Consider the following 12,287-nt stretch of genomic DNA (forward strand, 5'->3'; position numbering starts at 1 on the left):
TATGGTGCAACGTCTTCCATTGTTTGTGCCCCAATATTTGGTTCGAAAAGTGGCTATGTCAGCTGCTTGTGTCGAACTGAGTTACCACAAGGATGGCGAGGATATCGTCCTTGTCGGATAATCGATGTTCCGGCCCTGACAATGATTTGTTAGAGGGCCTAATAGGTGAGGTTCTTCTGATGGCGAATGCGCGGCCGCGTCCAGCGGTAAATGGTGTGGCTTCGGCTGACCGGGTCTTGACCGTGCTCACGGCTTTTCGAGTCGGCGATACGGCGTTGAGCCTGGTAGAGCTGGTTGAGCGTACTGGGCTGATCAAAAGCACGGTCATGCGCTTAATGGTCTCCCTGGAAAATCATGGTCTGATCAATCGAATGGCGGATGGCCGCTATCAGTTGGCCAGCGAGGTCATGAGGCTTAATGCTGTTTATCAGGAAGCCTTGGATCTTGAGCGTCATGTGATGCCTAGGCTCCAGTACCTCTCCGATCAATCCGGCGAAACCGCATCATTTTACGTTCGCCATGGCGCTTATCGTATGTGCCAGTACCGGGTGAACTCCTCCCATCGCCTGCGACTCAACCTGCAGCCGGGTGATATGCGTCCCATGGACGAAGCGGCTGGTGCTCAGGCGCTGCGTGCACCTTTTCAAGTAGGTATTACGCTGGAAAAACCTTATTACTCACGCGGTGCAACAGATCCGCATGCTGCCTCGATTGCGCTGCCTATCTATGGCGCTCAGCAAGAGATTATGGGGGCACTGGTGATTTCGGGGCCTGCAAGCCGATTGACTGAAGAAGCGGCAGGCAGCATTAGCGCAATCTTTTTCGATACCGCCCGTGATCTGATGCGAAGCTTGGGCTTCAAGCCAGCGGACGGTACGCCTGCCAGCAGCGAGTTAGAAGCCGTAAAGTGATACGGGGTTATCGCGAAGGATCAAGGTGCGTTTTTTGTCCTCTGGAGCCCAAAGCGTAAGTAGATCCAGTATGGCTGCGTCGTCTGGTTTTCGATCAGCTGCAAGCGTGGGATGCGGCCAATCGCTTCCCCAAAGTACGCGCTCGACATTCCTATTGATGACCGAGCTGGCAACCTTGCCAACGTCTTCATATGTCGGCACTCCTACCTTTGAACGAAGGTAAGGAGCCGATAGTTTGATCCAGGTTTTCTCGTTGCCCATCAATTTGGTCAACAATGTAAAGGCCGCAGATTTCACTCCTTCGGGTTGTGGCACATGTCCCATGTGATCTATCACCACCTTGGTCGGCAGTTTCGCTAGACGTTGTTCCAGCTCTACCAAGAAAGGCCCGGGAGCAACTTGCACGTTCCAACCTAGTGCGTCGAATCGGGATGCCAGTCGCTCAAGATCATCAAGTGCTGTGTTACCAACACTCATATTGAAGCGTATGCCGCGAACCCCGGCACCATGGAGTTTCGTCAGCTCTTCATCGCTGACTGAGCCATCGACAACGGCGGTACCACGGGCATCGCCGCGACTGCGTAGCAGTCCATCCAGCAAGATGCGATTGTCTGTGCCATAGGTTGAAGGAGTAACGATCACCATCCGCGACATACCTAGATGTTTTTGCAACTGGCGATAATCCTCAAGCAGTGCATCGGGTGGAAGCAGTGTGGCATTGGGAACGGTAGGATAGCGGTGATCATACAAATGCATATGGCAATCCACACTACCGGTCGGAGTAATTAGCCTCGCGACTGAGTCATCTTGGCTGAAAGGTACGTTGGCTAGCACGCCCATAGACGCGACGGCGCCCAATGCCCCTCCCGCTTGCAAGAAGCTGCGACAAGATTAGAACCATCTTAGGATTTCTTTTTGTTGTTCTAGTGCAACGATGCCCATTTTCCGCCAAGGAAAAATGAGCATCGTCAGTTTGGTGAGAAGGTTTCTATCTAACGCTGACTGCCAGTTCAGCTTGTTCGCGCTGACGTTTACGACCAATGACCAAAACCATGAGTCCAGCAACTGTGCACAGTGCCGCCAACGGCATCAGTGCCAGTGCATAGCTGCCGGTTGCATCGTGGATCGCGCCGTACGCATTCACCATCAGGCCTCCACCGATCAGGTTGGCCATGGCGCCAACCGCCGCCAGCCCTGCAGCAGCCGTTGAGGACGATAGCCAGCCAGACACCAGTGCCCAGAATGGCCCCTTCATCGAATACGCTCCGACCAAAACCATGGTCAGCATTACGATCGTGGCAGGCAAGGATGAGGTGAACAGGGTCATGAGCAGACCTGCAGCAATGAGCAATAAGGTCATTGCTGTGTGCCAACGACGTTCACCGGTGCGGTCGGAGCTACGGCCCCAGAGAATCATCAGTACCGAAGCGACGCCGTAGGGAATGGCATTGACTAAGCCAATTTCCATGGAGGTCAGGCCGAAGGTCTTGAGTAACTGAGGAGCCCAAACGCTCATGGTGCTGCCGGCAGCAGATGCACCCGAGTAGATCAGTGCCAGCACCCAAATATCTTTATGGCGTAGCAGTTTCCACAAAGAGATATGGCCGATGGCAGTTTTCTTCGATGCTTCCTCAGCCAGGCGCTGGATCAACCAGTTGCGTTGTTCATCTGTAAGCCATTTGGCCTGTTCCGGACGATCGGTGAGCACAAACAGGCAGGCAATGCCCAGCAATACTGCCGGAATACCTTCAATGATGAACAGCCAGTGCCAGCCGCGCATGCCCATCCAGCCATCAAGGCTGAGCAAAAGCCCGGACAAAGGGGAGCCAATGAAATTGGCGGCAGGGATGGCAACCATAAAGATTGCGACCATGCGTGCACGATAGGCCGATGGTAACCAGTAGGTGAGGTACAGCAGCACGCCTGGGAAGAAACCAGCCTCGGCAGCACCCAGCAGGAAGCGCATTACGTACAGGGAGTTGGCGCCCTGGACGAAGGCGGTTCCCGCCGAAATGATGCCCCACGTGATCATGATCCTTGCGATCCAGATCCGTGCACCAAACTTTTGCATGGCCAGGTTGCTGGGCACTTCCACCAGGAAGTAAGCAAAGAAAAACAGGCTGCTGGCAAATCCGAAGATTTTTGCGCTCAAGCCCAGGTCTGCGTTCATCTGCAGTGAGGCCATACCGATGTTGCCGCGATCAATGATCGCGATCAGGTAGCAGACGATAAGGAATGGCAGCAAGCGCCAAGCGACCCGGTGCATCGTTGTGCGTTCGAGTTCGCTTACGGTAGAGGTTGGTGCAGTCATAAGGCTCTCCAATTGTTTTTTTTCTGGAGTGTCGCGTTACGGAAGCGCTCCTTTATGTAACGCAAGGAGCGCGGAAACATTACGATCAGCAGTCGAGCAAGTGCCTGTTGACCACGCAGCGTGGATCCAATGGCTGGCCTGCCCAGACATCCATGATCTGTCGCAACGCGACGACACCTACGCGATCACGTGCCTCGAAGGTGTTTGCGCCGACATGAGGCGTCGCCACCAGCGTCGGAAGGCCCCACAGAGGGCTGTCGGCGGGCGGAGGCTCGGGATTGAACGTATCCAATCCAGCGCCGGCGATTTTACGTTCGCTCAGTGCTTCTACCAGTGCCTGGGTATCAATCAGTTCGCCGCGAGCGGTATTGATCAGCATGCTGCCTGGGCGCATGAGTTCCAGTTGTGCAGCTCCAATCAGGTTGTGATTGGACTCGGTCAGCGGGCAATGCAGGCTAATGATATCGCTCTGTTCCAGTAGACGATTGAAGTCCTGTTCGCGTTCCACATGATCGCGCTCCGGTAGATCCTGAAGGTAGGGGTCATAGACCTTCACTTTCATGCGCAGCGGAGCGACCAGATCCATCAGGATGCTGCCAATCGACCCCAGTCCTACCAGGCCGAGTGTTTTGCCAAACAACTCAATTCCGTTCGCTTCGGCCTTATCCCAATGACCGTCGCGCATACGTGCGTCCAGCAGTGCGGTTTGTCTCGCGACACTGAACATCAAGGCAAAGGCGTGTTCCGCGACCGATTGAGCATTCGCGCCTACGGCAATGCTGACTGGAATGCCGCAAGCGGCGGCGGTCTCTATATCGATGGTGTTGTAGCCAACGCCATGTTTAGCGATCGCTTTCAAATTCTTCGAGGCCTTGATCATCGATCCGGTCAGGTGCCCCTGGCGAACGATGATCGCGTCAGGTTGCTGCTCGCGAATGACGGCTTCCAATTCCTCGGCGGGCAGATAGGGCGTCGTTGGAATGACTCTGACGCCCGCTGCGGCGGCCAGTTTCATGGCATCCGCAGCGAGTTCAGGGCCAGTTAGCAGAATGGTTAGGGACATCGTAAGTACCTTGTTTTTATCGTGGAGATAAACGCTGGCGCATGCAGCGACTGCGATGACATAACCCTAACATAATGAAACGTCGTTGCAATACAGCGTTTTTTACGTTCGTCGGATAGCGGTCACGGCTAAAAATTCTGAGTTGCATCATTCAAAATGAAATGCAATTCTAAAAACAAGCTTCGACGGCGATCGATGTGATCGAATAAAACCAAAATGAGGTATGTCACATGAGCATTGGATTTCAGGTGCTGGAGCGCGCACGCAAAGTCAGCGCAGAGTGGGTCGCACGTTATCGGGAGCTTCCGGTAGCCAACGTCAGCGACTCCATGAATCGCATGACGGCAGGGGGCTCTCGCCTACGTCCCATGCACCGTGAAGGCGTACTCGCCGGCCCGGCAGTGACCGTCAAGGCGCGTCCGGGTGACAACCTGATGCTGCACTACGCAATCGACATCGCTGAGCCAGGCGACGTCATTGTTGTTGATGCGGGGGGTGATCTGACCAACGCGCTCATCGGTGAAATGATGGTCGCTTATGCGGTAAAACGCGGCGTGGCGGGCATCGTCATAAACGGGGCCATTCGCGATGCCGTTAACATTGGTGCCGGTGATTTCCCGCTGTTTGCCGCCGGTGTATCGCATCGAGGCCCCTACAAGGATGGGCCTGGCGAGATCAATGTGCCGATCGCTATTGATGGTATGGTGATCGAGCCGGGAGATCTGGTCATTGGCGATGACGATGGCTTGCTGTGCGTACCGTTTGACCAGATCGCCGAGATTTATGACCGTGCGACGGCCAAATATACCGCCGAGCAAAAACAGATGGAGCTCATCGCCCAAGGCAACAACGATCGTGCCTGGGTGTTGGAATCTTTGAAAAAGAAAGGCTGCCTGCTGCCGCTCTGATCCAGGACACTACCGCGCATCAAACTCTGTGGTGCGCGGTAGACAAAGGATCGATCAGCAATGGTGTGGCCTTTTAAGGAATCTCATTCTTGTCCACACCGTACTCTTCACGTCCCACACGTTGGCCTGCACCTGTTCGGGCGCTTGCCAATCGAAATTTTCAGATCTACTTCGCCGGCCAGGGCATCTCTACTCTGGGCAAGTGGGTTCAACAAGTCGCCTTGGCTTGGCTGGCCTATCATTTGACTGGCTCAGCCGTTCTGCTGGGCCTCATCACGTTTCTCTCCCTTGCACCACAACTTCTCATCGGGCCGTTCGCGGGAGCCTGGATAGATCGTCATGACAAACGACGGTTGCTGATAGGGGTGCAAGTGGTGCTGATTTTCCAGTCACTTACGCTGGCCACCCTCACTCAGTTCGGCTGGATCGACGCTAACTCGATTGCGGGCATGGCCTTGCTGTTGGGTCTGTTAAATGCGGTGGAGACTCCGTTGCGTCAGGCGCTCATCGGTAGCTTTGTCGACGACCCGGCAGATCTGCCGAATGCATTGGTGCTGAACGCAATGCTGATCAACGCTGCAAGGTTTGTCGGGCCACCCCTGGCAGGTACCTTGATAGCCGTGACGAGTGAGGCGGGCTGCTTCCTTCTGACTGCATTTGCCTACATGGGCCTCATGTTCGGTTTGGTTAAGGTCAGGGCGACAGCATCTGTAAAAGCAACCGGTTCGACTTCTCAAGTCTTCCGTGAAGGGTTGGCCTATCTCTGGCGGACATCAAGCGTTCGGCAGCTGTTGATCAGCGTGATCATGGTGAACCTGCTGGCGTCCTGCTACGCAGCACTTCTGCCGATTCTCGCCAAGACGGTCTATGCGGGTGATGCGAGGATCCTTGGTTGGTTATGGGGCGCAGCCGGTGCTGGTGCATTTGTAGCAACATTGGTTTTAGCCTTCAGTGGATCGCCTTCACGTTTGCGCTATTTCACCGATGGCGGTGCGGTTGTCTGCGGCTTCGCGTTGTTGGGAGTATTCATGGCCGGAAGCTTGCCGATGGCATTAATTGCATTGGTGCTGCTTGGCTTCGGCATCACGATGAGCAACGTGAGCACAAACATGCAATTACAAAGCGGCGCTCCGAGCGCTTTGCGTGGTCGTGTCATTGCATTCTACATAGCGATGCGCTTCGGGTTTGAAGCGGTGGGTGGGATGTTGGCGGGATTGGTAGCGGCTCGTTATGGAGCTCCGGCCACTCTGGGAATTGCGGGAGGTATGTTGCTTCTTTACCTGATTGCCAGCATCGGTAGACGCGGTTTGAAGCATTGATCAGGCGTCGGTTAGCAGTAGGCCTTGCGGTACTTTATGATCTGTACCAATCAACTGCCAACCTGACATTTATTGAAGTCGGGACTGCCGTCGTTCCACCAGGCCGGGCCTGACGATAACTCTCGATTCAAATAGCTGATTTTGGTGTACCGTTAGAAACTAATCACATAGAGACGTCTCATGTCTAAGCTCGCTGAGTTCCGCCAGCTCGAAAAACACCTAGCCGAACAGCTACAAGCGCTCGAAGCCTCCACATCCGCTTACATCTGGGCAATCGCACTGACTTGACGACCCATTTGCAATGGGCCTAATCAGCCATTTACAACGGATTTCAACTGCACCCCTAACCACCTTGACCAAGAGTGAAGGGCTGAAAGCAGTTGGTGGATGCGGAGAACTATGCTTGGTTTGCGCAGGGCGAGCCATCGAGCCATCGAGCCATCCAACGAGCAAACCGGTAAATGGAGTTCCGTCTAAGGTCTGCGGGTTGGCTCGATGCTAAATGTTTACAATTCAATATTCCTGAAAAACTTTAATTTATCTTGAAAATGACCGGCGCCAACATGCAGACATATCCCGAAGCGCCGGATTGCATGCAGCGTATGCCGAAAAGTGTCGAGCATTGTGCAGTCAACACCAATGTTTTCAGTGGGGTGTTCATCGCGTTGAAGCGGCAAGTACTTCCAGGCCGTCCAGTTTGGGAATGCTGATGTCGAGAATGACCAGGTCAGGCATGCATTTATGCACCATCTGCATGGCGTCGACCCCATTATCTGTTTCGCCGACGACCTGATATGTAATTGTCAATATCTACTTAATGGAGGTCCTCCTATTAAAGCTGCAATTGTAACCTTCGCGCTTTTAGGCTTCTGCTCTATGGTAATGGCGCAGGAAGGCGCTGCTAAAACTCAAGAGCAACAAGTCCCTGTCGAGCAATATACATAATACATATGACTCCCACGTAGACATCGCCAAGGTAAACTCTGAAGACCAGATACCGGATGTTTGTGGAGTTGTACCGATTCGCATCACGTACCAAAATTCCCAAGGCAAATAGCACGTACTAGAATATAAAGTCATGGGCGGTTGTAGTAACGATTGACCAACATACTGCGTCTCAGAAGGCTGTTTTACAGAGGCGCACATACCCTCATGCCTTACGATTTTTCAATCGGTCATACTGCCCATCATGATTAGGGTGAAGTTCTTCGTTTTAAAAACTAATGACTCCATTTTATTTTCTAATGACCACTGAAGGGAAGGTAGGCCTTGATTTCGATAGGCTGTGTAAACCAAAAGTTTATAGTGACATCTATAGCAGCCTTCAGGGTATCGAATGCTTTGCATAGTGCCAAGGGGCGGCATCTTCGCCGAGGCCGCTTGATGCATAAGTGATACCAGTTGCGGGAGAAAAAGTGTCACCAAGTTGGAGATATGCTTCGGACTGCGGTTGTTCAGTGCAGCACCGCGGAGACCCCTCTAGCAATGGCACGCATCACGACATAAAACATTTCATGCACGACACCCATGAGGGCGTTTAACGATCCCGAAAGACGGCTGGCTGATTCCATTCTTAATGAAAAGAATTTCAATCGTAGTGAAAACTCATGAGGGTTCAACGACTAGGGTATGGCCCATGTCGTCTCTTGCCAAGGCCTGCTGCTCATTTGGATCAATAAGTTGTCAGTTACGGTCATTGAGCGGCCGATGGAGTGCTCATAGTCTGTAACCCATGACAGAGGGGCGCCAAAGAGCGCCCTCACTTTTTCCGTGATCGTTCGTTGTGGAGTTACCGATGACCGCCGCTCATTACCCGCACCTGTTGGCCCCGCTGGACCTGGGATTTACCACGTTGCGCAACCGCACGCTGATGGGCTCGATGCACACCGGCCTTGAAGAGAAACCGGGTGGCTTCGAGCGCATGGCGGCGTACTTCGCCGAGCGTGCCCGTGGTGGTGTTGGCCTGATGGTTACCGGCGGTATCGGCCCCAACGATGAGGGTGGCGTTTACTCCGGCGCAGCCAAGCTGACCACCGAAGAAGAAGCGCTCAAGCACCAGATCGTCACCCGCGCGGTGCATGAGGCGGGCGGCAAGATCTGCATGCAGATCCTCCATGCTGGCCGTTATGCCTACAGCCCCAAACAGGTGGCGCCGAGTGCCATCCAGGCACCGATCAACCCGTTCAAGCCCAAGGAGTTGGACGAAGAGGGCATCGAAAAGCAGATCAGTGATTTTGTGACCTGTTCGACCCTGGCCCAGCAGGCTGAGTACGACGGCGTCGAAATCATGGGCTCTGAAGGTTATTTCATTAACCAGTTCCTCGCCGCCCACACCAACCACCGTACCGACCGTTGGGGTGGCAGCTACGAAAATCGCATGCGCCTGCCCGTGGAAATCGTTCGCCGGGTGCGTGAGGCGGTAGGCCCGAATTTCATCATCATTTTCCGCCTGTCGATGCTCGATCTGGTCGAGGGTGGCAGCACCTGGGAAGAAATCGTGCAGTTGGCCAAGGCCATCGAGCAGGCCGGCGCGACGATCATCAACACCGGTATCGGTTGGCACGAAGCGCGGATTCCGACCATCGCCACCAAAGTCCCGCGTGCGGCGTTCAGCAAGGTCACCGCCAAGCTACGCGGTTCGGTGAGCATTCCGCTGATCACCACCAACCGCATCAACACCCCGGAAGTTGCCGAGCAGATTCTGGCCGAAGGCGATGCCGACATGGTTTCCATGGCCCGGCCGTTCCTCGCCGACCCGGATTTCGTCAACAAGGCTGCCCAAGGCCGTGCCGATGAAATCAACACCTGCATCGGTTGCAACCAGGCCTGTCTGGACCACACCTTCGGCGGCAAATTGACCAGTTGCCTGGTCAACCCCCGTGCTTGCCACGAAACCGAACTCAATTACCTGCCGGTGCAGCAGTTGAAAAAAATCGCTGTGGTCGGCGCCGGGCCTGCAGGTCTGTCCGCTGCTACGGTGGCTGCTGAGCGTGGCCATCAGGTGACCCTGTTCGATTCCGCCAGCGAAATTGGCGGTCAGTTCAACGTTGCCAAGCGTGTACCGGGCAAGGAAGAGTTCTACGAAACCCTGCGTTATTTCGCTCGCAAGCTGCAGACCACCAACGTTGAGGTGTGTCTGAACACTCGTGTCGATGTGGCGAAACTGCTGGAAGGCGGTTACGACGAGATCATTTTGGCCACTGGGATTGCGCCGCGCGTACCGGCGATTCCCGGTGTCGAAAACGCCAAGGTCTTGAGCTACCTGGACGTGCTTCTGGAGCGTAAGCCTGTGGGCAAGCGTGTCGCGGTGATTGGCGCCGGTGGTATTGGTTTCGATGTGTCGGAATTTTTGGTTCACCAGGGCCAGGCCACCAGCCTGAGTCGTGATGAGTTCTGGAAAGAGTGGGGCATCGATACACATCTAGAAGCACGCGGTGGTGTCGCCGGCATCAAGGCCGCGCCCCATGCACCTGCCCGTGAAGTGTTCCTGCTGCAGCGCAAGAAATCCAAGGTCGGCGACGGGCTGGGCAAGACCACCGGCTGGATTCATCGTACCGGTCTGAAGAACAAGCAGGTGCAGATGCTCAACAGCGTCGAGTACCTGAAGATTGACGATGACGGCCTGCACATCCGCATCGGCGAAAGCGGTGAGCCGCAAGTGTTGCCGGTGGACAACATCGTCATCTGCACCGGGCAGGACCCATTGCGCGAGTTGCAGGATGGCCTGGTCGCGGCGGGGCAGAACGTGCACCTGATCGGTGGCGCGGATGTGGCGGCAGAACTGGATGCCAAGCGCGCGATCAATCAGGGTTCGCGATTGGCGGCGCAGTTGTAACAGGCAGGTTCAACGTACCAATGGCCATCGCGAGCAGGCTCGCTCCCACACTGGATCTTTGTTGCACCGAAGACCCTCTGTGGGAGCGAGCCTGCTCGCGATGCTTGCCTGAGAGCGACTAGAATGTCGGCTCTTCATGAGCTCGAACAGACACCAATGCTGCTTCCTCCCTCCGACTGGCTTCCCCAAGCCCCTCTCGAACCCTTCCATCTTGACTGGCTCACCGACGCTGGCATCCAAGTCGCCATCCTGCGCCTGGATGGGATCGACCCACTGATCAGCGGCAACAAGTGGTTCAAGCTCATCGAACACCTCAAGGCCGCTGACCAGTCAGGCGCCGAAGGCATCATCAGCCTGGGCGGGGCTCACTCCAATCACCTTCATGCATTGGCCGCTGCCGGCAAGCGTTTCGGTTTCTCCACGGTCGGCCTGTTGCGCGGGCATCCTCAGGAAACGCCAACGGTGAAAGACTTGCAGGCCTTCGGCATGCAGTTGCATTGGCTGGGTTATGGAGGTTATCGGGCGCGGCACGAGCCGGGGTTCTGGTTATCGTGGAAAGAGCAGTACCCCAACTTGCAGCCCGTACCCGAAGGTGGCGGCGGTTTACCTGGGGCGCTTGGCTGCATGCAGCTCAAGGATCAGGTCCGCAAGCAATTGCACAGCCTTGGATGGAGCGATTACTCAGGCTGGTGGCTGGCCTGTGGAACCGGAACAACCCTGGCCGGCCTGGTCTTGGCCGAAGCGGGAGAACACTCGGTTTATGGCGCGCTGGCGGTGCCCGACGATCATGGCGTGGCGCAGCAGGTCGAGCGGATTCTGGAAGAGGCGGGTGCGCGCCGATCGTCTTATGAACTGATTGACGCCAGTCGGGGTGGCTTTGCCAAAGTCGATCCGCCGTTACTCGAATTCATCGATCAGGCCGAACGCGCCAGCGGCATTCCCCTCGAACCTCTGTACACCGGCAAGGCACTGCTATCGCTCAAACAGCAAGTCGAGACGGGGAAGTTTGCCCCAGGGACGCGGTTGATCTTCGTCCATACCGGCGGATTGCAGGGGCGGCGGGGGTTCAACCCAAAAATCTGAAGTCCATACGAATTACTGTGGGAGCGAGCCTGCTCGCGATTGCGCACGGTCAGCCAACACATTCGCTGAATGTCAGGCACTCATCGCCAGCAGGCGGGCTCCCACACTTTGTCATTCGTTGGATTTTAGTAATCGCGGTTAACTCGCTTTGGCATCATCCGCAACAAGGTGTTATCACCCACCACATAGTGGTGATACAGCCCGGCCACGGCGTGCAGGCCGATCAGCCAATAGCCGATGGTGCCGCCGAGCTCGTGCCAACCTTGAAGCTGCTTGGCCAGTTCCTTGTTCTCGGCCACCAGCAGCGGCAGATCAATGCCGTAGAACATCACTTGATTGCCTTTGGCGCTGGTAGTGAGCCAGCCGAGAATCGGCGTGGCGATCATGAACAGATACAGCGCCCAGTGCATCAGCTTGGCCAGCGTGGTCTGCCATTGCGGCGATGCCGGAAAAATCTGCGGTGCCGGGCCGAAGGTGCGGGCGAACAGCCGAAGCCAGACCAGCACAAACACCGTCAGGCCGAGCATGAAGTGCGACTCCACGATCAAGGTTCGACCACCACTGCCCTTGGGAAACATCCCGCGCAGTTCGATGCTGGCGTACACCAGCGCCAGCAGGACCAGCATCAACCAATGCAGCGTGATCGATACGGTGCTGTAGCGTGATTCGGAGTTTTTCCATGGCATTTCGCGTTTCCTCACAGGTCAGGTCTAGCCACCGTTCTTTGCCGACGGTGTACTTTAACTGTAATCCTGTTTCAACGGCTTTGCCTCGGGCTGTTTAACGGCTGAACGCTTCGTTCAGGGAATGACAGGAAGACGCATTATCCCACCGATGTAGGAGCTGCCGCAGGCTGC

At 55.5% G+C, this 12,287-nt stretch carries 10 protein-coding genes and 2 pseudogenes; 7 read left to right on the plus strand and 5 right to left on the minus strand.

The genetic code is table 11. From position 1 onward, the window contains the following. The first annotated feature begins 179 nt into the window (after positions 1-179). Positions 180-911, plus strand: a complete 732-nt coding sequence (locus ACRESJ_RS20600) for an IclR family transcriptional regulator (RefSeq protein ID WP_431759549.1) — start codon at positions 180-182, stop codon at positions 909-911. Here the strand turns inward: ACRESJ_RS20600 and ACRESJ_RS20605 are convergent. From ACRESJ_RS20605 to ACRESJ_RS20615, 3 genes are all read right to left on the minus strand, one after another. Further along, positions 894-1,667 (minus strand): amidohydrolase family protein, encoded by a 774-nt coding sequence (locus ACRESJ_RS20605; RefSeq protein WP_431759540.1) that lies wholly within the window; start codon positions 1,665-1,667, stop codon positions 894-896. The genes ACRESJ_RS20600 and ACRESJ_RS20605 overlap by 18 nt on opposite strands. 232 nt (positions 1,668-1,899) lie before the next feature. Further along, positions 1,900-3,222 (minus strand): MFS transporter, encoded by a 1,323-nt coding sequence (locus ACRESJ_RS20610; RefSeq protein ID WP_431759541.1) that lies wholly within the window; start codon positions 3,220-3,222, stop codon positions 1,900-1,902. 85 nt (positions 3,223-3,307) lie between these two features. Next, positions 3,308-4,285 (minus strand): hydroxyacid dehydrogenase, encoded by a 978-nt coding sequence (locus ACRESJ_RS20615; RefSeq protein ID WP_431759542.1) that lies wholly within the window; start codon positions 4,283-4,285, stop codon positions 3,308-3,310. A gap of 230 nt (positions 4,286-4,515) precedes the next feature. Here ACRESJ_RS20615 and ACRESJ_RS20620 point away from each other — a divergent pair, with 230 nt between their 5' ends. The 3 genes and pseudogenes from ACRESJ_RS20620 to ACRESJ_RS20630 form a co-directional block, all read left to right on the plus strand. Further along, positions 4,516-5,193 (plus strand): RraA family protein, encoded by a 678-nt coding sequence (locus ACRESJ_RS20620; RefSeq protein ID WP_431759543.1) that lies wholly within the window; start codon positions 4,516-4,518, stop codon positions 5,191-5,193. 89 nt (positions 5,194-5,282) lie between these two features. Then, entirely contained in the window at positions 5,283-6,512 is a 1,230-nt protein-coding gene (locus tag ACRESJ_RS20625; RefSeq protein ID WP_431759544.1) for an MFS transporter, read from the plus strand. 180 nt (positions 6,513-6,692) lie between these two features. After that, positions 6,693-6,761, plus strand: a pseudogene (locus tag ACRESJ_RS20630) (transcriptional regulator); the annotation flags it as partial. A 316-nt stretch (positions 6,762-7,077) separates the two neighbouring features. Here ACRESJ_RS20630 and ACRESJ_RS20635 read toward each other — a convergent pair. Then, positions 7,078-7,307: pseudogene (locus ACRESJ_RS20635) on the minus strand (response regulator); the annotation flags it as partial. 199 nt (positions 7,308-7,506) lie between these two features. On the opposite strand from ACRESJ_RS20635, the gene ACRESJ_RS20640 reads away from it, so the two are divergent. The 3 genes from ACRESJ_RS20640 (at position 7,507) to ACRESJ_RS20650 (ending at position 11,430) form a co-directional block, all read left to right on the plus strand. After that, on the plus strand, positions 7,507-7,569 hold the full coding sequence (locus ACRESJ_RS20640) for a hypothetical protein (RefSeq protein WP_431759550.1): 63 nt from the start codon (positions 7,507-7,509) through the stop codon (positions 7,567-7,569). 738 nt (positions 7,570-8,307) lie between these two features. After that, a complete protein-coding gene (locus tag ACRESJ_RS20645) occupies positions 8,308-10,347 on the plus strand; it encodes an FAD-dependent oxidoreductase (RefSeq protein ID WP_431759545.1) in 2,040 nt (679 codons plus the stop codon). A 156-nt stretch (positions 10,348-10,503) separates the two neighbouring features. Then, entirely contained in the window at positions 10,504-11,430 is a 927-nt protein-coding gene (locus ACRESJ_RS20650; protein WP_431759546.1) for a 1-aminocyclopropane-1-carboxylate deaminase/D-cysteine desulfhydrase, read from the plus strand. Between the two features lie 125 nt (positions 11,431-11,555). Here ACRESJ_RS20650 and ACRESJ_RS20655 read toward each other — a convergent pair whose 3' ends face one another. Continuing rightward, positions 11,556-12,116: a cytochrome b gene (locus ACRESJ_RS20655; RefSeq protein WP_431759547.1), complete on the minus strand. Its 561-nt coding sequence runs from the start codon at positions 12,114-12,116 to the stop codon at positions 11,556-11,558. Positions 12,117-12,287: the final 171 nt, after the last annotated feature.

Origin of the sequence: Pseudomonas sp. (assembly GCF_050739655.1) — a bacterium.
In the GTDB taxonomy this organism is placed as follows: Bacteria; Pseudomonadota; Gammaproteobacteria; order Pseudomonadales; family Pseudomonadaceae; genus Aquipseudomonas.